19 protein-coding genes are annotated in these 21,073 nt (G+C 58.4%); 17 read left to right on the top strand and 2 right to left on the bottom strand.

Going from position 1 to position 21,073, the window contains the following annotated elements:
* Window positions 1-17: 17 nt before the first annotated feature.
* The 7 genes from pxpB to nei all read left to right on the top strand — a co-directional run bounded on the left by pxpB (window position 18) and on the right by nei (window position 5,703).
* Window positions 18-674: a 5-oxoprolinase subunit PxpB gene (gene pxpB, locus DW58_RS08000; RefSeq protein ID WP_024550113.1), complete on the top strand. Its 657-nt coding sequence runs from the start codon at window positions 18-20 to the stop codon at window positions 672-674.
* Window positions 668-1,600 carry a 5-oxoprolinase subunit PxpC gene (pxpC, locus tag DW58_RS07995; protein WP_024550112.1) on the top strand — a complete coding sequence of 311 codons (933 nt, stop codon included), beginning with the start codon at window positions 668-670 and terminating at the stop codon, window positions 1,598-1,600. The genes pxpB and pxpC overlap by 7 nt, the downstream gene beginning before the upstream one ends.
* Window positions 1,590-2,327 carry a 5-oxoprolinase subunit PxpA gene (gene pxpA, locus DW58_RS07990; RefSeq protein ID WP_024550111.1) on the top strand — a complete coding sequence of 246 codons (738 nt, stop codon included), beginning with the start codon at window positions 1,590-1,592 and terminating at the stop codon, window positions 2,325-2,327. The genes pxpC and pxpA overlap by 11 nt, the downstream gene beginning before the upstream one ends.
* 177 nt (window positions 2,328-2,504) lie before the next feature.
* Window positions 2,505-3,230, top strand: a complete 726-nt coding sequence (locus DW58_RS07985) for a DUF969 domain-containing protein (protein ID WP_024550110.1) — start codon at window positions 2,505-2,507, stop codon at window positions 3,228-3,230.
* Window positions 3,227-4,234: a DUF979 domain-containing protein gene (locus DW58_RS07980; protein ID WP_024550109.1), complete on the top strand. Its 1,008-nt coding sequence runs from the start codon at window positions 3,227-3,229 to the stop codon at window positions 4,232-4,234. Before DW58_RS07985 ends, DW58_RS07980 begins: the two co-directional genes overlap by 4 nt.
* Window positions 4,235-4,252: 18 nt before the next feature.
* Window positions 4,253-4,897, top strand: a complete 645-nt coding sequence (gene pcp / locus DW58_RS07975) for a pyroglutamyl-peptidase I (RefSeq protein WP_024550108.1) — start codon at window positions 4,253-4,255, stop codon at window positions 4,895-4,897.
* Between the two features lie 14 nt (window positions 4,898-4,911).
* A complete protein-coding gene (gene nei / locus DW58_RS07970; protein WP_024550107.1) occupies window positions 4,912-5,703 on the top strand; it encodes an endonuclease VIII in 792 nt (263 codons plus the stop codon).
* 94 nt (window positions 5,704-5,797) lie between these two features.
* Here nei and DW58_RS07965 read toward each other — a convergent pair whose 3' ends face one another.
* Both DW58_RS07965 and DW58_RS21645 read right to left on the bottom strand, forming a co-directional pair.
* Entirely contained in the window at window positions 5,798-7,081 is a 1,284-nt protein-coding gene (locus tag DW58_RS07965) for a citrate synthase (RefSeq protein WP_024550106.1), read from the bottom strand.
* A gap of 209 nt (window positions 7,082-7,290) precedes the next feature.
* On the bottom strand, window positions 7,291-7,395 hold the full coding sequence (locus DW58_RS21645; protein ID WP_420852894.1) for a hypothetical protein: 105 nt from the start codon (window positions 7,393-7,395) through the stop codon (window positions 7,291-7,293).
* Between the two features lie 332 nt (window positions 7,396-7,727).
* Here DW58_RS21645 and sdhC point away from each other — a divergent pair, with 332 nt between their 5' ends.
* The 10 genes from sdhC to cydB all read left to right on the top strand — a co-directional run bounded on the left by sdhC (window position 7,728) and on the right by cydB (window position 21,067).
* Complete coding sequence (gene sdhC, locus DW58_RS07960; RefSeq protein WP_024550105.1) at window positions 7,728-8,117, top strand: succinate dehydrogenase cytochrome b556 subunit; 390 nt, start codon at window positions 7,728-7,730, stop codon at window positions 8,115-8,117.
* Window positions 8,111-8,458: a succinate dehydrogenase membrane anchor subunit gene (sdhD, locus tag DW58_RS07955; protein ID WP_024550104.1), complete on the top strand. Its 348-nt coding sequence runs from the start codon at window positions 8,111-8,113 to the stop codon at window positions 8,456-8,458. Before sdhC ends, sdhD begins: the two co-directional genes overlap by 7 nt.
* Window positions 8,458-10,224 carry a succinate dehydrogenase flavoprotein subunit gene (gene sdhA, locus DW58_RS07950; RefSeq protein WP_024550103.1) on the top strand — a complete coding sequence of 589 codons (1,767 nt, stop codon included), beginning with the start codon at window positions 8,458-8,460 and terminating at the stop codon, window positions 10,222-10,224. The genes sdhD and sdhA overlap by 1 nt, the downstream gene beginning before the upstream one ends.
* Window positions 10,225-10,240: 16 nt before the next feature.
* Complete coding sequence (locus tag DW58_RS07945; RefSeq protein ID WP_024550102.1) at window positions 10,241-10,957, top strand: succinate dehydrogenase iron-sulfur subunit; 717 nt, start codon at window positions 10,241-10,243, stop codon at window positions 10,955-10,957.
* Window positions 10,958-11,290: 333 nt separating this feature from the next.
* Window positions 11,291-14,098, top strand: coding sequence for a 2-oxoglutarate dehydrogenase E1 component (sucA, locus tag DW58_RS07940; protein WP_024550101.1), 2,808 nt, complete (start codon window positions 11,291-11,293; stop codon window positions 14,096-14,098).
* Between the two features lie 14 nt (window positions 14,099-14,112).
* Complete coding sequence (gene odhB, locus DW58_RS07935) at window positions 14,113-15,342, top strand: 2-oxoglutarate dehydrogenase complex dihydrolipoyllysine-residue succinyltransferase (RefSeq protein ID WP_024550100.1); 1,230 nt, start codon at window positions 14,113-14,115, stop codon at window positions 15,340-15,342.
* A 112-nt stretch (window positions 15,343-15,454) separates the two neighbouring features.
* A complete protein-coding gene (sucC, locus tag DW58_RS07930) occupies window positions 15,455-16,621 on the top strand; it encodes an ADP-forming succinate--CoA ligase subunit beta (RefSeq protein WP_029592673.1) in 1,167 nt (388 codons plus the stop codon).
* The gene (gene sucD / locus DW58_RS07925) at window positions 16,621-17,490 is read left to right on the top strand and encodes a succinate--CoA ligase subunit alpha (RefSeq protein WP_024548050.1); all 870 of its coding nucleotides are present in this window, start codon (window positions 16,621-16,623) and stop codon (window positions 17,488-17,490) included. The genes sucC and sucD overlap by 1 nt, the downstream gene beginning before the upstream one ends.
* A gap of 853 nt (window positions 17,491-18,343) precedes the next feature.
* Window positions 18,344-19,912, top strand: coding sequence for a cytochrome ubiquinol oxidase subunit I (cydA, locus tag DW58_RS07920; RefSeq protein WP_024548049.1), 1,569 nt, complete (start codon window positions 18,344-18,346; stop codon window positions 19,910-19,912).
* Window positions 19,913-19,927: 15 nt separating this feature from the next.
* Window positions 19,928-21,067 carry a cytochrome d ubiquinol oxidase subunit II gene (gene cydB, locus DW58_RS07915; RefSeq protein ID WP_024548048.1) on the top strand — a complete coding sequence of 380 codons (1,140 nt, stop codon included), beginning with the start codon at window positions 19,928-19,930 and terminating at the stop codon, window positions 21,065-21,067.
* The last annotated feature ends 6 nt before the right edge of the window (window positions 21,068-21,073 follow it).

Below are 21,073 nucleotides of genomic sequence, written 5' to 3'. Positions count from 1 at the left end.
AACCCACAGGGGGCAAGGTGCAACGAGCACGATGTTATTTGCTGGGCGAAAGCGCGGTTGTGCTGGAGCTGGAGCCGCCGGTCACGCTGGCCAGCCAGAAACGAATCTGGCGTCTGACGCAGCGGCTGTCCGACATGGAAGGGATCGCAGAAGTTATCCCTGGAATGAACAATATTACCGTCGTTTTGCTGGAGCCGGAGAACAAGGCGCTCGACGCCATTGAGCGGTTACAGCGTTGGTGGGAAGAGAGCGAGGCGCTGGAGCCTGAATCGCGGCATATCACCATTCCGGTGGTGTATGGCGGCAGCGCCGGGCCGGATCTGGGCGTGGTGGCGCAGCACTGCGGCATGCGCGAGCGCGATGTCGTCGAGCTGCACGCCTCCATTGATTACGTGGTGTGGTTCCTCGGTTTTCAGCCCGGATTCCCGTATCTGGGTGGGTTGCCGGAGCGCCTGGCGACCCCACGCCGCGGTGAACCCCGCCTGAGCGTTCCGGCCGGGTCGGTCGGCATCGGCGGCAGCCAGACCGGGATCTACCCGCTGGCGACCCCGGGCGGCTGGCAGCTGATTGGCCATACGCCGCTGCGGCTGTTCGATCCCACGCGCGACGCGCCGGTGCTGCTGGCGCCGGGCGACACGGTACGCTTTGTGCCGCAGAAGGAGGGGGTATGTTAAGGATTATTCGTGCCGGGATTCATACCTCGGTTCAGGACGGTGGCCGCCACGGCCTGCGTCAGTCGGGGATCAGCCGCTGCGGCGCGCTGGATGTGCCGGCGCTGCGCATTGCTAATCTGCTGGTGGGGAACGACGCCAACGATGCGGCGCTGGAGATCACCCTCGGCCAGTGTGAGATCGAATTTACCCAGCCCGGCTGGTTTGCCCTGACCGGGGCGGGATGCGATGCCACCCTCGACGGCGGTGCGGTGTGGACCGGCTGGCGTCTGCCGGTAAAAGCCGGGCAGCGCCTGACGCTCTCCCTGCCGCGCCGCGGCATGCGCAGCTATCTGGCGGTCGCCGGGGGGCTGGACGTGCCGGAAGTGATGGGCTCGCGCAGTACCGATCTGAAAGCCGGTATCGGCGGGCTGGAAGGGCGCCTGCTGAAGGCGGGGGATCGGCTGGGAGTACGCCCCTCGTCGCGCCACTTTCGCGAGGCGCGCGGCGTCAAACAGATGCTGTTCGGCAATCGACTGCGCACGCTGCCAGGCCCGGAGTATCACGAGTTCAGCCCGCAGGCCCAGGCGATGCTCTGGCGCACGCCGTGGCATCTCAGCCCGGACAGCAACCGCATGGGCTACCGTTTGCAGGGCCAGCGCCTGGAGCGCACTACCGACAGGGAGATGCTCTCCCACGGTCTGCTGCCGGGCGTGATTCAGGTGCCGCATAACGGTCAGCCGATTGTGTTGATGAACGATGCCCAGACCACCGGTGGCTATCCGCGCATTGCCTTTGTGATCGAAGCCGATCTCTGGCATCTGGCGCAGATCCGTCCGGGGGAGCCTATCCACTTCATGCAGTGTACCCACGAGCAGGCGCTGGCGGCCCGGGCCGATCATCAGCGCTTCTTTGAGCAGCTGGCCTGGAGGCTTAACGATGCAGATTGATCTGAATGCCGATATGGGAGAAGGCTGCGGGGATGACGCGACGCTGATGACGCTTATCAGCTCGGCTAACATCGCCTGCGGCTTTCACGCCGGTGACGCGCAGACCATGCGCCTTAGCGTCCAGCGCGCGCTGGCGAACGGCGTTGCCATCGGGGCGCATCCCTCCTTTCCAGACCGGGAGAATTTTGGTCGCAGCGCCATGCAGCTTCCGCCTGAAACGGTCTATGCTCAGACGCTGTACCAGGTGGGGGCGCTGGCCGCCATTACCCGCGCCGAGGGCGGGGTGCTGAAACACGTCAAACCCCACGGCATGCTCTACAACCAGGCGGCGAAGGATGCGGCGCTGGCGGAGGCTATCGCCCGGGCGGTGAAGGATCTCAATCCGGCGCTGGTGCTGGTTGGGCTGGCGGGCAGCGAGCTTATCGCCGCCGGGACGCGTCACGGGCTTCGCACCCGGGAAGAGGTGTTTGCCGACCGCGGCTATCAGGCCGATGGCACTCTGGTACCGCGCAGCGAGCCGGGCGCGCTGATTGAAAGCGATGACGAGGCGGTGAGCCAGACGCTGGAGATGGTGCTGCGCGGCAGAGTGAAAACCCGCGACGGCGGCTGGGCGCAGGTTAACGCCCAGAGCGTGTGCCTGCACGGTGACGGGGCGCACGCCCTGGATTTTGCCCGGCGGCTGCGCGCCCGTTTCCAGGCGGAAAACATCGCCGTCAGCGCCGCATAGCGTCTGCGCCCTGGCGCAAACGTTGACATCCCCCGACCCGTGTCGCTATATGGGTCAGAGAAGGATATATCCTTCCCGCTTTGTTTAGCACGACCTCCGGAGGCCCGCCTGCGACGACGGGCCTCTGCATACTTATAAAAAAACACAACGACGACATAACTGATAAGGACACGAACAATGCAAGAGACCATCAATCTCTGGCCGCTGATGGGGATCGCCACCATCGTGGTTGGGTTTCTGTTGCGCTTCAACCCGGTACTGGTGGTCATCGTCGCCGGACTGGTGACCGGACTGGCGGCGCATATGCCGTTTGTGCTGATCCTCGAGAAGCTCGGGGAAGGGTTTATGAACACCCGCAACCTGCCGTTTATCCTGTTAATCCCGCTGGCGGTAATCGGTCTGCTGGAGCGTCATGGATTGAAAGAGCGCGCCCAGGCCTGGATCGCCCACATTCGCAGCGCCACCGCCGGTCGCCTGTTGATTGTCTACCTGTTCGTGCGTGAAGCCACCGCGGCGCTGGGATTGACCAGCCTCGGCGGCCACCCGCAGATGGTGCGCCCGCTACTGGCGCCGATGGCGGAAGGGGCGGCGGAAAAGCACTACGGCGACCTGCCGGGTGCGGTGCGCTATCGCCTGCGCGCCATGTCGGCGGCCACGGATAACGTGGGGCTGTTCTTCGGGGAAGATATTTTCGTTGCCTTCGGGGCGATCATCTTTATGCACAACTTTATGCTGGAGTCCGGCGGCATTCAGACCGAGCCGCTGCATATTGCGCTGTGGGGCATCCCGACCGCGCTGTGCGCCTTTGCTATCCACGCCACGCGCCTGTGGCGACTCGATAAGCATCTGGAACGCGAACTGGGCAAAGTGAATGCCGCCTCGCGTACAGGAGGTGCCCAATGATCTTCCAGCAAACCTGGCTCTACTGGCTGGCAGGCGTGGTGCTGCTGATTGTTGCGGTGATGTCGTTTCGCGATAAAGCCAACCCACGTCGCGTGACCACCGGGCTGTTCTGGGGCATCTACGGCCTGATCTTTTTACTCGGCGACTGGACCTACGATCTGTTCGGCGGCGGCGCGGACGGCAAGCGGCTGGTGAATATTGGCGTGGGCGCCTCGGTCGTTGCCCTGGCGCTGATCGCCGGGTTCGGCGGGGTGCGGCTTGGCAGCTACCATCAGCGTACCCAGCCAGAGCGCGAGGCGAGCGCGCAGCGTCTGGGCAACCGGCTGTTTATTCCGGCGCTGATGATCCCGCTGGTGACCGTGATCGGCGTGCTGCTGTTCAACAACGTGCCGGGCTTGCAAACCGGGCTATTCGGTGAGGGCAACCACGCTACGCTGGTGACGCTGTTCTCCATGACCGTCGGCTGTCTGCTGGGACTGGCGCTGGCGGTGAAAATGACCCATGAGCGCGTGCTGCAGCCGATTCAGGAGGCGCGACGCCTGCTCGACTCCATCGGCTGGGCATTCATTCTGCCGCAGATTCTGGCCACCCTCGGCCTGCTGTTTACCACGGCGGGCGTCGGAAGCGGCATCTCCTGGCTTACCCAGGAGTACCTGGCGGTGGACAGCCGCTTCATCGCCGTCGCGGTGTATGCGATTGGTATGGCGGTACTGACCATGGTGATGGGCAATGCGTTTGCGGCATTTCCTATCGTCACCGCCGGCATCGGGATTCCGATTCTGGTGCTGCAGCACGGCGGCAACCCGGCGGTGATGGCGGCCATCGGGATGTTCTCCGGCTACTGCGGGACGCTGATGACGCCGATGGCGGCAAACTTCAATATCGTGCCGGCGGCGCTGCTTGAGCTGCCGGACAAAAACGCGGTAATCAAAGCTCAGGTTCCGACCGGGGTACTTCTGCTGGCAGTGAACGTGGTGCTGCTTTATTTCCTGATGTTCTTATAACGCACTGGAGAGACGATGATACAAACGGTACTGGTAACCGGTTTTGAGCCCTTCGGCGGTGAAACCCTCAACCCTTCCTGGGAAGTGGTCAAGCAGCTCGACGGCAGCATCATCGGCAGCGGTCTGGTGGTGGCGCGTCAGCTGCCGTGCGTGTTTGGCGAGTCGCTGCGGGTGCTTGACGCCGCGATTGACGAGCTGAACCCGTCGCTGGTGCTGGCGATAGGCCAGGCGGGCGGACGCAGCGACATCACCGTAGAGCGCGTGGCGATCAACGTCGATGACGCGCGTATTCCCGACAACCGCAAGCAGCAGCCTGTCGACCGGCCGATCGTTGCCGATGGCCCGGCGGCGTGGTTCAGCACGCTGCCGATCAAAGCGATGGTGGAAGCGATGCGCGAGGCGGGGATCCCGGCCTCGGTATCCCAGACTGCCGGCACCTTTGTCTGTAACCACGTGATGTACGGGCTGCTGCACAAGCTGGCACACGGCTCGGGGATGCGCGGCGGGTTCATTCATATCCCTTATCTGCCGGAGCAGGCGGCGGCGCACCCTGGCGCGCCAAGTATGGCGGCCAGCACCGTGCGTGAGGCGCTGGAGATTGCTATCGCCGTGGGGCTGGAGGTGCAGACCGATCTGAAACTCGTGGGCGGTGCCACGCACTAATAAAGGGAGAGGCTATGCCGGAAGGACCGGAGATCCGCCGCGCGGCGGACAATCTGGAGCGGGCCATCGGCGGTGAGCCGCTCACGGAAGCGTGGTTCGCGTTTCCTGAGCTGCAACGCTATCAGACGACGCTGGTGGGGGAGCGGGTGACGGCGATTGAAACCCGCGGCAAAGCGCTGCTCACCCACTTCAGCAACGGCCTGACGCTCTACAGCCACAACCAGCTGTACGGCGTATGGCGGGTGGTGAAGGCCGATGAAACGCCGCAGTCGAACCGCATCCTGCGGGTGCGGCTGGCGACGGCGCGAAAGGCGATTTTGCTCTACAGCGCCTCGGATATTGAGATGCTCGATGCCGATACCCTGGCGGCGCACCCGTTTTTGCAGCGCGTCGGGCCGGACGTGCTCGACCCGACGCTGGATACCGCCACGGTTAAGGCGCGGCTGCAAAGCCGTCGCTTCTGCCGCCGCCAGTTTTCCGGTCTGCTGCTCGATCAGGCCTTCCTTGCCGGGCTGGGGAACTACCTGCGGGTGGAGATCCTCTGGGCGGTGGGGCTGGCACCACAGCATAAGGCGGCCGATCTCAGTGATGCGCAGCTCGATGCGCTGGCGCACGCGCTGCTGGACGTACCGCGTCTCTCCTACACCACGCGCGGCACGGTGGATGAGAACAGGCACCACGGGGCGCTGTTCCGCTTTCACGTCTTTCATCGGGCGGGGAAAAAATGCGAGCGCTGTGGGGGGGTAATTGAGAAAACCACGCTCTCATCGCGGCCGTTTTACTGGTGTCCGGGGTGTCAGCGATAGTTGGCATCCAGGGCGCGCGTGAACGCACCCGCCGCGACGTTAGCCCAAAAAAAACGCGCCTGTAGGCGCGTTTTTTCGTGTGGTTCCCGGGCAATTATTTTTTCAGATTGCTGGTGAACTCACGTTTTTCATACCCGGTATAGAGCTGACGCGGACGGGCAATTTTAATGCCGTCGTCGTGCATCTCGTTCCAGTGTGCGATCCAGCCCACGGTACGCGCCATCGCGAAGATAACGGTAAACATCGAGGACGGAATACCCATCGCTTTCAGAATAATGCCAGAGTAGAAATCGACGTTCGGGTAGAGCTGACGCTCGATGAAGTACGGATCGTTGAGCGCGATGTGCTCAAGCTCCATCGCCACCTGCAGCAGTTCATCCTTGGTACCCAACTCTTTCAGCACTTCGTGACAGGTTTCACGCATCACGGTAGCGCGCGGGTCGTAGTTTTTATACACACGGTGCCCGAAGCCCATCAGACGGAACGAGTCGTTCTTGTCTTTGGCGCGCTTCACGAACTCCGGAATATGTTCAACGGTGCTGATCTCTTCCAGCATCTTCAGCGCGGCTTCGTTCGCGCCGCCGTGTGCCGGTCCCCACAGGGAGGCGATGCCCGCGGCAATACAGGCAAACGGGTTAGCGCCGGACGAGCCCGCGGTACGGACGGTGGAGGTCGAGGCGTTCTGCTCGTGGTCGGCGTGCAGGATCAGAATACGATCCATGGCGCGCTCCAGCACCGGGTTCACCACGTACTCTTCGCACGGGGTGGAGAACATCATATTCAGGAAGTTACCGGAGTAGGAGAGATCGTTACGCGGATAAACAAAAGGCTGGCCGATTGAATATTTGTAACACATCGCCGCTACTGTCGGCATTTTGGAGAGCAGGCGGAAGGCGGCGATCTCACGGTGGCGCGGATTATTAACATCCAGCGAGTCGTGGTAGAACGCAGCCAGCGCGCCGGTGACGCCGCACAGCACGGCCATCGGATGAGAATCACGACGGAAGCCGTTGAACAGACGGGTAATCTGCTCGTGGATCATGGTGTGGCGGGTTACCGTGGTAACGAATTCGTCGTACTCCTGCTGGGTCGGTTTTTCACCGTACAGCAGGATGTAGCAGACTTCCAGATAGGTAGAGTTTGTGGCGAGCTCATCGATGGGAAAACCGCGGTGGAGCAGGATACCTTCATCACCATCGATAAAGGTGATTTTAGATTCGCACGATGCGGTTGAGGTGAAGCCAGGGTCAAATGTGAATACACCTTTCGAACCCAGACTACGGACATCAATAACATCCTGACCGAGTGTGCCTTTTAGCACATCCAGTTCGATAGCATCATCACCATTGTATGTGATTTTTGCTTTAACATCAGCCATTTACGGTCTCCTTAGCGCCTATTACCAGGACTGCTGGCGACACAATTTGCATTTCAGTCCGCGGACTTACGTTACCGGTATGTTGTTTGGCTCGCTGCTCTGCGGTGTAGAGGAAGACTTCAGGGTACAGAGCGATGGGCGCGTGCAGGAAACGTGTGTATTACGGCGAAATTACAGCAAATCAGGACGTTAGCAATCCGTATTATTCGTTAATCTCTATCACTAATACCGGGCCAGGTCACTGCGGTCAATACCGACACACTGTTACATAACTTATTCTCAGGTGAAAGCATGACCCCATAACTTTTACGCATTATATGCCTTTTCGGGTGACGTTTGTAACAATATTGTTTAACATTTGTCAAATCAGATGGTTAAATTTTAAAATTATGTTGTTATCGTGATCCTGGTCACTGTTCAGAGCAAAATTCTCCAAACTATTTGTAGGTGAATTGTAATGATATTGTGAACGGCCTATACTGCCGCCAGGTCTCCGGAACACCCTGCATCAGGAGCCACCCAGCGTAGTAACCCGTCGTTTTAACATCTGGAAGCAGTTGTTTTTGCATGACGCAGAGTTATAGAAAAGTGACGCTGTCTGACCCGGTTAGCAGACCCGGAGGTAGGAAACAATAAGAACAGCAATGTGGGCATAACCGTGAAAAAACAAAGACCTGTTAATCTGGATCTGACAACGATCCGGTTTCCCGTAACGGCTATAGCATCCATCCTCCACCGCGTGTCCGGCGTGATCACCTTTGTGGCGGTCGGGATTCTGCTCTGGTTGCTTGGGCTGTCGCTCTCTTCACCCGATGGTTTTCTGGCCGCGTCCTCCATCATGGACAGCTTCTTCGTCAAATTCATTATGTGGGGCATCCTCACCGCGCTGGCGTATCACGTCGTGGGCGGCGTTCGCCATATGCTGATGGACGTGGGCTATCTGGAAGAAACCTTCGCGTCAGGTAAACGTACCGCTTATCTTTCTTTCGTTATCACTGTCGTGCTTTCCCTTCTCGCAGGAGTCCTCGTATGGTAAGCAGCGCTTCCGCACTGGGTCGCAATGGCGTACATGACTTTATTCTGGTTCGTGCTACCGCCATCGTCATGACCCTGTACATCATCTATCTGATCGGCTTCTTCGCGATAAACGGCGAGATGACTTACGACATCTGGAGCGGCTTCTTCGCCTCCTCGTTCACCAAAGTATTCACGCTGCTGACGCTCTTTTCGGTGTTAGTGCATGCCTGGATCGGCATGTGGCAGGTGTTTACCGACTACGTTAAACACGTGGCGCTGCGCCTGTTCCTGCAACTGGTCGTGGTACTGGCGCTGCTGGTTTACGTTATTTATGGATTCGTTGTGGTGTGGGGTGTGTGATGAATTTGCCAGTCAGAGAGTTTGATGCTGTTGTTATTGGCGCAGGCGGCGCAGGTATGCGCGCGGCGTTACAGATTTCCCAGAGCGGCCAGACCTGTGCGCTGCTCTCCAAAGTGTTTCCTACCCGTTCTCACACCGTGTCCGCGCAGGGCGGCATCACCGTAGCCCTCGGCAATACCCATGAAGATAACTGGGAATGGCACATGTACGACACCGTCAAAGGTTCCGACTACATCGGTGACCAGGACGCTATCGAATACATGTGTAAAACCGGGCCAGAGGCGATCCTCGAGCTTGAGCACATGGGTCTGCCGTTCTCCCGTCTTGACGATGGAAAAATTTATCAGCGTCCGTTTGGTGGCCAGTCGAAGAACTTCGGCGGCGAGCAGGCGGCACGTACCGCAGCGGCGGCTGACCGTACCGGTCACGCCCTGTTGCATACGCTTTACCAGCAGAACCTGAAGAACCACACCACCATCTTCTCCGAATGGTACGCGCTCGATCTGGTGAAAAACCAGGATGGCGCGGTGGTGGGGTGTACCGCGCTGTGCATCGAAACCGGTGAAGTGGTTTACTTCAAAGCCCGCGCAACCGTGCTGGCGACCGGCGGCGCAGGCCGTATCTACCAGTCCACTACTAACGCACACATCAACACCGGCGACGGTGTGGGCATGGCGCTGCGCGCCGGCGTACCGGTGCAGGACATGGAGATGTGGCAGTTCCACCCGACCGGCATCGCCGGGGCAGGGGTTCTGGTGACCGAAGGCTGCCGCGGTGAAGGCGGTTATCTGCTGAACAAACACGGCGAGCGCTTCATGGAGCGTTATGCGCCGAATGCCAAAGACCTGGCGGGTCGTGACGTGGTGGCGCGTTCCATCATGATCGAAATTCGCGAAGGCCGCGGCTGCGACGGTCCGTGGGGCCCGCACGCCAAGCTGAAGCTCGACCACCTCGGAAAAGAGGTGCTGGAATCCCGCCTGCCGGGCATCCTGGAACTCTCCCGTACCTTTGCCCACGTCGATCCGGTAAAAGAGCCGATTCCGGTTATCCCGACCTGCCACTACATGATGGGCGGTATTCCGACCAAAGTGACCGGTCAGGCGCTGACCGTTAACGAGCAGGGCGAAGACGTGGTCATCCCGGGTCTGTTTGCGGTGGGTGAGATCGCCTGCGTATCGGTTCACGGTGCCAACCGCCTGGGCGGCAACTCGCTGCTCGACCTGGTGGTGTTTGGCCGTGCGGCCGGGCTGCACCTGCAGGAGTCCATCGCCGAGCAGGGTCCGCTGCGTGATGCCAGCGAGTCTGATATCGAGGCCTCGCTTGCCCGCCTCAACCGCTGGAACAACAACCGCGACGGCGAAGATCCGGTTGAGATCCGCAAAGCGTTGCAGGAGTGCATGCAGCACAACTTCTCGGTATTCCGCGAAGGGGATGCGATGGCCAAAGGGCTTGAGCAGCTGAAAGCGATCCGCGAGCGCCTGAAAAATGCGCGCCTCGACGACACCTCCAGCGAGTTCAACACCCAGCGCGTTGAGTGCCTGGAGTTGGACAACCTGATGGAAACCGCGTTCGCCACAGCGGTCTCTGCGAACTACCGTACCGAAAGCCGCGGGGCCCACAGCCGCTTTGATTATCCGGATCGCGATGATGAAAACTGGCTGTGCCACTCCCTGTATCTGCCGCAAAGCGAATCCATGACCCGCCGTGAGGTGAACATGGAGCCGAAACTGCGTCCGGCATTCCCGCCGAAAGTGCGTACCTACTAATTGCGGAGAGACGGTGATGAAACTCGAATTTTCTATCTATCGCTATAACCCGGACGTCGACGACGCACCGCGGATGCAGGAGTACACCCTCGAGCAGGAAGAGGGGCGTGACATGATGCTGCTTGACGCGCTGATGCTGCTGAAAGAGAAAGATCCCAGCCTCTCTTTCCGCCGCTCGTGCCGTGAAGGGGTATGTGGTTCCGACGGTCTGAACATGAACGGTAAGAACGGCCTCGCCTGTATTACCCCGGTGTCAGCCCTCGGAGCAGGCAAGCAGAAGATTGTTATCCGCCCGCTGCCGGGTTTGCCGGTTATCCGCGATCTGGTGGTGGACATGGGGCAATTCTATGCTCAATATGAGAAGATTAAGCCTTACTTGTTGAATAATGGGCAAAATCCGCCGGCGAGAGAGCACCTGCAGTCGCCGGATCAGCGTGAGAAGCTCGATGGTCTGTACGAGTGCATCCTGTGCGCCTGCTGCTCGACCTCGTGCCCGTCATTCTGGTGGAACCCTGAGAAGTTCATCGGCCCGGCGGGCCTGCTGGCGGCGTATCGCTTCCTGATCGACAGTCGCGATACCGAAACCGACAACCGTCTCGACGGTCTGAGCGACGCTTTCAGCGTGTTCCGCTGTCACAGCATCATGAACTGCGTCAGTGTATGTCCGAAAGGGTTGAACCCGACGCGTGCCATCGGTCACATCAAATCGATGTTACTGCAGCGCAGCGCGTAAAGTATTGTCTAATCAAGTGGGTATGCTCAGGTATACCCACTACAATGAATCAGCAGGAAACCTTTAAAAACTGCCGTTATAAGCAGATAGCCAATGTTTCAGAGGTGTTGTAAGGCGGAGAAGCGCAGCGTATCCGCCGTTGCAACGGTGGGGCGCCACGTTTACCCACCACGAAGACAGCACGTCTGGAACACAGGGTTATCGACAGTTTCTAAAGGTTCCTTCGCGGGCCCCATGAGAAGAGCTCGCAAGTGAACCCTGGGAAGTGCGTCTTACCGCGCACGTTGTAGTTATCCACGGCGAAGTAAGCATTCAAATGCTTAAGGGATCACGATGCAGAACGGCGCAATGAAAGCCTGGCTGGACTCTTCTTATCTCTCTGGTTCAAACCAGAGCTGGATAGAACAGCTCTATGAAGACTTCTTAACCGATCCTGACTCAGTGGACGCCCACTGGCGCTCCATGTTCCAGCAGTTACCTGGCACCGGGGCCAGACCGGATCAGTTCCACTCCAAAACACGTGATTATTTCCGCCGTCTGGCGAAAGATGCCTCACGTTACTCCTCCTCAGTGTCCGACCCGGACACCAATGTGAAGCAGGTTAAAGTCCTGCAGCTCATCAACGCGTATCGCTTCCGTGGTCACCAGCACGCGAATCTTGACCCGCTCGGACTGTGGAAGCAGGAACGCGTCGCGGATCTCGATCCGGCGTTCCACGATCTCACCGAGGCGGACTTCCAGGAGAGCTTCAACATTGGTTCATTTGCCATCGGCAAAGAGACCATGAAGCTCGGCGAGCTGCTGGAAGCGCTGAAACAGACCTACTGCGGCCCGATCGGTGCCGAGTACATGCACATCACCAGCACCGAAGAGAAGCGTTGGATCCAGCAGCGTATCGAATCGGTTGCCGGTCACGCGAACTTCACGCCGGAAGAGAAAAAACGTTTCCTCAGCGAGCTGACTGCGGCCGAAGGGCTGGAACGCTACCTGGGCGCGAAATTCCCGGGTGCCAAACGCTTCTCGCTGGAAGGCGGCGATGCGCTGGTCCCAATGCTGAAAGAGATGATCCGCCACGCTGGCAACAGCGGCACCCGTGAAGTGGTGCTGGGCATGGCCCACCGCGGTCGTCTTAACGTGCTTATCAACGTGCTGGGTAAAAAATCCCAGGAGCTGTTTGACGAGTTCGCCGGCAAGCATAAAGAGCATCTGGGTACCGGCGATGTGAAGTACCACATGGGCTTCTCCTCAGATATCGAAACCGACGGCGGCCTGGTTCACCTGGCGCTGGCGTTTAACCCGTCGCACCTTGAGATCGTAAGCCCGGTGGTGATGGGCTCGGTGCGCGCGCGTCTGGATCGTCTCGACGAGCCAAGCAGCAATAAAGTGCTGCCCATCACCATTCACGGTGACGCGGCGGTGACCGGGCAGGGCGTGGTTCAGGAAACCCTGAACATGTCGAAAGCCCGCGGCTACGAAGTGGGCGGTACCGTGCGTATCGTTATCAACAACCAGGTGGGCTTCACCACCTCGAACCCGCTTGATGCCCGCTCCACCCCGTACTGCACCGACATCGGTAAAATGGTACAGGCACCGATCTTCCACGTTAACGCGGACGATCCGGAAGCCGTGGCCTTCGTTACCCGTCTGGCGCTCGACTTCCGTAACACCTTCAAGCGCGATGTGTTTATCGACCTGGTATGTTACCGCCGTCACGGCCATAACGAAGCCGACGAACCGAGTGCAACCCAGCCGCTGATGTATCAGAAAATCAAAAAGCACCCGACGCCGCGTAAGCTTTACGCCGACCGTCTGGAGCAGGAGAAGGTCGCCACGCTGGAAGACGCCACTGAAATGGTGAACCTCTACCGTGACGCGCTGGATGCCGGCGAGTGCGTAGTGAAAGAGCTGCGCCCGATGAACATGCACTCCTTCACCTGGTCGCCGTACCTGAACCACGACTGGGACGAAAGCTACCCGAACAAAGTCGATATGAAGCGCCTGCAGGAGCTGGCGAAGCGTATCGCCACCGTGCCGGAAGCCATTGAGATGCAGTCCCGCGTGGCAAAAATCTATGCTGACCGTCAGGCCATGGCCGCAGGTGAGAAGCCGTTTGACTGGGGCGGTGCGGAAAACCTGGCCTACGCCACGCTGGTTGATGAAGGCATCCCGATTCGCCTGTCCGGTGAAGACTCCGGCCGCGGCACCTTCTTCCACCGTCATGCGGTGGTACACAACCAGAGCAACGGTTCCACCTACACCCCGCTGTGCCACATCCATAACGGCCAGGGCCAGTTCAAAGTGTGGGACTCGGTGCTGTCTGAAGAAGCGGTGCTGGCGTTTGAATATGGCTATGCCACCGCTGAGCCGCGCACCCTGACCATCTGGGAAGCGCAGTTCGGTGACTTCGCCAACGGTGCGCAGGTGGTAATTGACCAGTTCATCAGCTCCGGCGAGCAGAAGTGGGGCCGTATGTGTGGCCTGGCGATGCTGCTGCCGCACGGTTACGAAGGCCAGGGCCCGGAGCACTCCTCCGCCCGTCTTGAGCGTTACCTCCAGTTGTGCGCCGAGCAGAACATGCAGGTGTGCGTTCCGTCCACCCCGGCACAGGTCTACCACATGCTGCGTCGTCAGGCGCTGCGCGGTATGCGCCGTCCGCTGGTGGTGATGTCGCCGAAATCGCTGCTGCGTCACCCGCTGGCGGTATCGAGCCTGGATGAACTGGCTAACGGCACCTTCATGCCGGCCATCGGCGAGATCGACGAGCTCGATCCGCAGGGCGTGAAGCGCGTTGTGCTGTGCTCAGGTAAGGTTTATTACGACCTGCTGGAGCAACGCCGTAAGAACGATCAGAAAGACGTTGCCATTGTGCGTATCGAACAGCTCTATCCGTTCCCGCATCACGCGGTGCAGGAAGCGCTGAAGCCGTTCGCTCACGTGCACGACTTTGTCTGGTGCCAGGAAGAGCCGCTCAACCAGGGCGCCTGGTACTGTAGCCAGCACCATTTCCGCGAAGTGATTCCGTTTGGTTCTGCATTGCGTTATGCAGGCCGCCCGGCCTCTGCCTCCCCGGCGGTAGGGTATATGTCCGTTCACCAGAAACAGCAGCAAGATCTGGTTAATGACGCGCTGAACGTCGATTAATTAAAGGATAAATAATGAGTAGCGTAGATATTCTTGTTCCTGACCTGCCTGAATCCGTTGCCGATGCAACCGTCGCGACCTGGCACAAAAAGCCGGGCGATAGCGTAAAACGCGATGAAGTGCTGGTAGAAATCGAAACTGACAAAGTGGTACTGGAAGTGCCGGCGTCCGCGGACGGTATCCTTGATGCCGTGCTGGAAGAGGAAGGCACCACCGTTACCTCTCGCCAGATTCTGGGCCGCCTGCGTGAAGGCAACAGCGCGGGCAAAGAGAGCAGCGCGAAGTCTGAAAGCAAAGAGACCACCCCGGCCCAACGCCAGCAGGCGTCTCTGGAAGAGCAGAACAACGATGCCCTGAGCCCGGCGATCCGTCGCCTGCTGGCTGAGCACACCCTGGACGCCGAAGCTATCAAAGGCACCGGTGTTGGCGGTCGTCTGACCCGCGAAGACGTGGAAAAACACCTGGCGAAAGCGAACACCGCGCAGCCGGAAAGCGCGAAGGCGCCAGAGCAGCAGGCCGCAGCCGTACAGCCGGTGGCCGGCAACCGCTCTGAAAAACGCGTGCCGATGACCCGCCTGCGCAAACGCGTGGCCGAGCGTCTGCTGGAAGCGAAAAACTCCACTGCCATGCTCACAACCTTCAACGAAGTGAACATGAAGCCGATCATGGATCTGCGTAAGCAGTACGGCGACGCGTTTGAAAAACGTCACGGCATCCGTCTGGGCTTTATGTCCTTCTACGTGAAAGCCGTGGTAGAAGCCCTGAAGCGCTACCCGGAAGTGAACGCGTCCATCGACGGCGAAGATGTGGTGTACCACAACTACTTCGACGTCAGCATGGCGGTCTCCACCCCGCGCGGTCTGGTGACCCCGGTGCTGCGTGACGTTGACCTGCTGGGCATGGCCGACATCGAAAAACGCATTAAAGAACTGGCGCTGAAAGGCCGCGACGGCAAACTGACCGTTGAAGACCTGACCGGCGGTAACTTCACCATCACCAACGGTGGTGTGTTCGGTTCCCTGATGTCTACCCCGATCATCAACCCGCCGCAGAGCGCCATCCTCGGGATGCACGCCATCAAGGATCGCCCGATGGCGGTTGACGGCAAGGTTGAGATCCTGCCGATGATGTACCTGGCGCTCTCCTACGATCACCGCCTGATTGACGGCCGTGAATCCGTGGGCTTCCTGGTGGCCATTAAAGAGCTGCTGGAAGATCCAACCCGTCTGCTGCTGGACGTGTAGCCCGGTGCGGGAGCCTGGCTCCCGCCAGTATTGATTTTCTCGTCGCCCCGCTGCGGGGCGGCATTTTCCATACTCCGAGCGTGATGCTCTACATTCTTGATGGACAGAACTCATGAACTTACACGAATATCAGGCGAAGCAGTTATTTGCCCGTTATGGCCTACCGGCGCCGGTAGGTTATGCCTGTAATACCCCGCGTGAAGCTGAAGAAGCGGCGTCCAAAATTGGTGCCGGTCCGTGGGTGGTAAAATGTCAGGTTCACGCAGGTGGTCGCGGTAAAGCGGGCGGCGTGAAAGTGGTAAACAGCAAAGAAGATATTCGCGCATTTGCCGAGCAGTGGCTGGGCAAACGTCTGGTGACCTACCAGACAGACGCCAACGGTCAGCCGGTCAACCAGATCCTGGTAGAAGCTGCAACCGACATTGATAAAGAGCTCTACCTGGGCGCGGTCGTGGATCGTAGCTCTCGCCGCGTGGTGTTCATGGCGTCTACCGAAGGCGGCGTGGAAATTGAGAAAGTGGCGGAAGAGACCCCGCACCTGATCCACAAAATTGCCCTCGATCCGCTGGCCGGCCCAATGCCGTACCAGGGACGCGAGCTGGCGTTCAAGCTGGGTCTGGAAGGCAAGCAGGTTCAGCAGTTCACCAAAATCTTCATGGGACTCGCGACCATCTTCCTTGAGCGCGACCTGGCGCTGATCGAAATCAACCCGCTGGTTATCACCAAACAGGGCGATCTGATCTGCCTCGACGGTAAACTGGGCGCCGACGGCAATGCGCTGTTCCGCCAGCCGGATCTGCGCGAAATGCGCGATCACTCGCAGGAAGATCCTCGTGAGTCGCACGCGGCGCAGTGGGAGCTGAACTACGTTGCGCTCGACGGCAATATCGGCTGCATGGTTAACGGCGCGGGCCTGGCAATGGGCACCATGGATATCGTTAAGCTGCACGGCGGCGATCCGGCGAACTTCCTTGACGTGGGCGGCGGCGCGACCAAAGAGCGCGTAACCGAAGCGTTCAAAATCATTCTCTCTGACGACAAAGTGAAAGCCGTACTGGTTAACATCTTCGGCGGCATCGTGCGCTGCGACCTGATCGCAGACGGCATCATCGGTGCGGTGGAAGAAGTGGGCGTTAACGTACCGGTCGTCGTGCGTCTGGAAGGTAACAATGCCGAGCTGGGCGCGCAGAAGCTGGCGGAAAGCGGCCTGAATATTATTGCAGCACAGAGTCTGACGGATGCAGCCGTTCAGGTCGTTGCTGCCGTGGAGGGGAAATAATGTCTGTTTTGATCGATAAAAACACCAAAGTTATCTGCCAGGGCTTCACCGGTAGCCAGGGTTCTTTCCACTCCGAACAGGCGATTGCCTACGGTACGCAGATGGTGGGCGGCGTAACGCCAGGTAAAGGCGGCACCACGCACCTCGGCCTGCCGGTGTTTAACACCGTGCGCGAAGCGGTAGAAGCAACGGGCGCCACCGCTTCCGTTATCTACGTTCCGGCTCCGTTCTGCAAAGATTCCATCCTTGAAGCAATTGATGCGGGCATCAAGCTTATCATCACCATTACCGAAGGTATCCCGACGCTGGATATGCTGACCGTGAAGGTGAAGCTGGATGAAGCGGGCGTGCGCATGATCGGGCCGAACTGCCCGGGCGTTATCACCCCAGGCGAGTGCAAAATCGGTATCATGCCGGGCCACATCCACAAGCCTGGCAAAGTGGGTATCGTGTCCCGTTCCGGCACCCTGACCTACGAAGCGGTTAAACAGACCACCGACTACGGTTTCGGCCAGTCCACCTGCGTGGGCATCGGCGGCGACCCGATTCCGGGCTCTAACTTCATTGATATCCTGAAGTTGTTCCAGGAAGACCCGCAGACTGAAGCAATCGTTATGATCGGTGAGATCGGCGGCAGCGCGGAAGAAGAAGCTGCTGCGTACATCAAAGACCACGTGACCAAGCCGGTTGTGGGCTACATTGCGGGCGTTACCGCGCCGAAAGGCAAGCGTATGGGCCACGCCGGGGCAATCATCGCCGGTGGTAAAGGCACCGCTGACGAGAAGTTTGCCGCGCTGGAAGCTGCAGGCGTGAAAACTGTCCGCAGCCTGGCCGACATCGGCGACGCGCTGAAAACTATTCTCAAGTAATTACTCTCCTCCCTCCGTCCTGCGGAGGGTTTACTATTCGAATAACGTTTCGACATGGTTGCCACCTTCGGGTGGCTTTTTTTATGCTTACAGGGTAGGGCGGGTAACCCCCTGGAGAGTGCTTATTAACGCTTTCCGGTAGAGTTAACAACAGTTCTCTGCGCCAGAAAATGGCACGCGTACACCTTTTTCGGCGCAAGAAAATGAACTGAGGGTAACTCACCACGTTTATTCAACGATAGCTGGTGTTAAATATATGCTATCAATAGTGAATAATTTGTAATAAGTAAGCAGGTGAGCGTTTTTATCGTTACGGCGTGATGTATTTAACAGTTAATTAATAACTGATGCTCAAATTTATTATCCCCTCACATTAATTAAATATCTCAGTCTTATAATTATCGCCTGCCGCTAACGATTAAGTGCCTTTTGTTAAACAACTGCGCAACATAGGCGTCACGGCTGCAGGCGCATTAGAAAACATGGTTAACAAGCACGATTTTAATTGAGCTAGATCAATATTATTGGCGTGCTTTTTTCTGTGGTGAAAGTAAAATTGCGGCAGATCAATCTGAGCGTTTCGTGGTAAATTGGCTGTAAATTGATCGCCGTCGTAAAACGCAATAAAGAGAGTATAAAAACCTGTTTATTGTGAGGGGATTGCGGCGTAATATATTTGCGAAATCAATTCCAGTTTTTATTAACCAATTTGTAACCTTTTTATTTCACAATTCACACTTTCCGTGAATGGCCGGGATAAAGGGACGCAAATTTTTTGTATTGGGGCATGTGCTGTGAATCTTTTTATAAAGGTTCACGTTCGAAGTCTTCATGCGAAGAGCAAGGAGTCAGGATGTTTGATATTGTCGAACTGTCGCGCTTACAGTTTGCCTTGACCGCGATGTACCACTTCCTTTTTGTGCCGCTCACGCTGGGTATGGCGTTCCTGCTGGCCATCATGGAAACGGTCTATGTGCTTTCCGGCAAGCAAATCTATAAAGATATGACCAAGTTCTGGGGCAAGTTGTTTGGTATCAACTTTGCGCTGGGCGTGGCGACCGGTCTGACCATGGAGTTCCAGTTCGGGACTAACTGGTCCTATTACTCTCATTACGTGGGCGACATCTTCGGTGCGCCGCTGGCGATTGAAGGGTTGATGGCCTTCTTCCTTGAATCGACCTTCGTGGGTCTGTTCTTCTTCGGTTGGGATCGCCTGAGCAAAGTGCAGCACATGGCGGTGACCTGGCTGGTCGCGCTTGGCTCTAACCTCTCCGCACTGTGGATTCTGGTCGCCAACGGCTGGATGCAGAACCCTATCGCCTCTGACTTCAACTTCGAAACCATGCGCATGGAGATGGTCAGCTTCTCCGAGCTGGTGCTGAACCCGGTTGCGCAGGTGAAGTTCGTGCACACCGTTGCGGCGGGCTACACCTGTGGTGCGATGTTTATCCTCGGTATCAGCGCCTACTACCTGCTGCGTGGCCGTGACGTTGCCTTCGCGAAACGCTCATTTGCTATTGCTGCCAGCTTTGGTATGGCCGCGGTGCTGTCCGTTATCGTGCTGGGTGATGAATCCGGGTACGAAATGGGCGACGTGCAGAAAACCAAACTCGCTGCCATCGAAGCCGAGTGGGAAACCCAGCCGGCGCCGGCCGCCTTTACGCTGTTTGGTATTCCGGATCAGGATGCGCAGGAAAACAAATTCGCTATTCAGATCCCTTATGCGCTGGGCATTATCGCCACCCGTTCGGTGGATACCCCGGTCATCGGCATTAAAGACCTGATGGTGCAGCACGAAGAGCGTATCCGTAACGGGATGAAGGCCTATGCCCTGCTTGCGCAACTGCGTGCCGGTTCTACCGACCAGACCGTGCGTGACGAATTCAACAGCATCAAGAAAGACCTCGGTTATGGCCTGCTACTGAAGCGCTATACCCCGAACGTCTCTGATGCGACTGAAGCGCAGATCCAACAGGCAACCAAAGACTCTATTCCACGCGTTGCACCGCTCTACTTCGCTTTCCGTTTGATGGTGGCGTGTGGCGTGCTGATGCTGTTAATCATCGGCGTGGCGTTCTGGACCGTGATCCGCAACCGCATCGGCGAGAAGAAATGGCTACTGCGCGCAGCGCTGTACGGTATTCCGCTGCCGTGGATCGCGATTGAGTCCGGCTGGTTCGTTGCAGAGTATGGTCGTCAGCCGTGGGCAATCGGTGAAGTACTGCCGACCGCGGTGGCCAACTCCTCCCTCACCGTCGGCGATCTGCTGTTCTCTATGATCCTGATTTGTGGCCTCTACACGCTGTTTATGGTGGCGGAGCTGTTCCTGATGTTCAAATTTGCTCGACTTGGGCCGAGCAGTCTGAAAACAGGACGCTATCACTACGAGCAGTCCACCGTCACATCTCAGCCGGCACGCTAAGACAGGAGTCGTCAAATGTTTGATTATGAAGTATTACGTTTTATCTGGTGGCTGCTGATTGGCATTCTGCTGATCGGTTTTGCGGTCACCGACGGCTTCGACATGGGCGTGGGGATGCTATCTCGCATCATCGGCCGCAACGATGTTGAACGCCGCATCATGGTTAACTCCATCGCCCCGCACTGGGACGGTAACCAGGTATGGCTCATCACCGCCGGCGGCGCGCTGTTCGCTGCCTGGCCGATGGTCTACGCTGCTGCCTTCTCCGGCTTCTACGTGGCGATGATTCTGGTACTGGCCTCGCTGTTCTTCCGTCCGGTCGGGTTTGATTACCGCTCCAAGATCGAAGATATGCGCTGGCGCAACATGTGGGACTGGGGCATTTTCATCGGCAGCTTCGTGCCGCCGCTGGTGATTGGCGTGGCGTTCGGTAACCTGCTGCAGGGCGTACCGTTCCACATCGATTCCGATCTGCGTCTGTTCTACACCGGCAACTTCTTCCAACTGCTGAACCCGTTCGGGCTGCTGGCGGGCGTGGTCAGCGTGTCGATGATCCTGGCGCAGGGGGCAACCTACCTGCAGATGCGTACCGTGGGTGAAGTGCATCTGCGTTCACGCGCCGTTGCGCAGATTGCCGCACTGGTGATGATGGTCTGCTTCGTGCTGGCGGGCGTCTGGGTGATGTACGGCATCGATGGTTACGTGGTGACCTCCGAGCTGAACCGTCACGCGGCGTCTAACCCGCTGACTAAAGAAGTGGCGCGTCAGGCCGGTGCCTGGTTCACTAACTTCAACAATACGCCTGTGCTGTGGGCTATCCCGGCGCTGGGCGTGGTGCTGCCGCTGCTGACCGTGCTGTTCTCACGCATGGAGAAGGGCGCCTGGGCGTTCCTGTTCTCCTCGCTGACCCTGGCCTGTGTGATCCTGACTGCCGGTATCGCCATGTTCCCGTTCGTGATGCCGTCAAGCACCATGCTGAACGCCAGCCTGACGATGTGGGATGCGACCTCAACGCAGCGCACCCTGAATCTGATGACCTGGGTTGCCGCGGTGTTCGTTCCCATCATTCTCCTGTACTCCGCCTGGTGCTACTGGAAAATGTTCGGGCGCATCACCAAAGAACATATTGAAAGCAACACCCACTCTCTGTACTAAGTAAGG

The sequence above is a fragment of the Siccibacter turicensis LMG 23730 genome (assembly GCF_000463155.2).
GTDB classification, from domain to species: Bacteria; Pseudomonadota; Gammaproteobacteria; order Enterobacterales; family Enterobacteriaceae; genus Siccibacter; species Siccibacter turicensis.
The sequence above is the reverse complement of the archived record's forward strand: the minus strand, read 5'-3'. Positions and strand labels throughout refer to the sequence as shown.

Coding starts and splice junctions, on each gene's coding strand:
- odhB (WP_024550100.1), top strand. CDS start 14,113: ATGAGTAGCGTAGATATTCTTGTTCCTGACCTGCCTGAATCCGTTGCC.
- DW58_RS07980 (WP_024550109.1), top strand. CDS start 3,227: ATGATCTTCCAGCAAACCTGGCTCTACTGGCTGGCAGGCGTGGTGCTG.
- DW58_RS07945 (WP_024550102.1), top strand. CDS start 10,241: ATGAAACTCGAATTTTCTATCTATCGCTATAACCCGGACGTCGACGAC.
- sdhD (WP_024550104.1), top strand. CDS start 8,111: ATGGTAAGCAGCGCTTCCGCACTGGGTCGCAATGGCGTACATGACTTT.
- cydB (WP_024548048.1), top strand. CDS start 19,928: ATGTTTGATTATGAAGTATTACGTTTTATCTGGTGGCTGCTGATTGGC.
- pxpA (WP_024550111.1), top strand. CDS start 1,590: ATGCAGATTGATCTGAATGCCGATATGGGAGAAGGCTGCGGGGATGAC.
- sdhA (WP_024550103.1), top strand. CDS start 8,458: ATGAATTTGCCAGTCAGAGAGTTTGATGCTGTTGTTATTGGCGCAGGC.
- nei (WP_024550107.1), top strand. CDS start 4,912: ATGCCGGAAGGACCGGAGATCCGCCGCGCGGCGGACAATCTGGAGCGG.
- DW58_RS07985 (WP_024550110.1), top strand. CDS start 2,505: ATGCAAGAGACCATCAATCTCTGGCCGCTGATGGGGATCGCCACCATC.
- DW58_RS07965 (WP_024550106.1), bottom strand. CDS start 7,081: ATGGCTGATGTTAAAGCAAAAATCACATACAATGGTGATGATGCTATC.
- sucD (WP_024548050.1), top strand. CDS start 16,621: ATGTCTGTTTTGATCGATAAAAACACCAAAGTTATCTGCCAGGGCTTC.
- sucA (WP_024550101.1), top strand. CDS start 11,291: ATGCAGAACGGCGCAATGAAAGCCTGGCTGGACTCTTCTTATCTCTCT.
- sucC (WP_029592673.1), top strand. CDS start 15,455: ATGAACTTACACGAATATCAGGCGAAGCAGTTATTTGCCCGTTATGGC.
- cydA (WP_024548049.1), top strand. CDS start 18,344: ATGTTTGATATTGTCGAACTGTCGCGCTTACAGTTTGCCTTGACCGCG.
- pxpC (WP_024550112.1), top strand. CDS start 668: ATGTTAAGGATTATTCGTGCCGGGATTCATACCTCGGTTCAGGACGGT.
- DW58_RS21645 (WP_420852894.1), bottom strand. CDS start 7,395: ATGCGTAAAAGTTATGGGGTCATGCTTTCACCTGAGAATAAGTTATGT.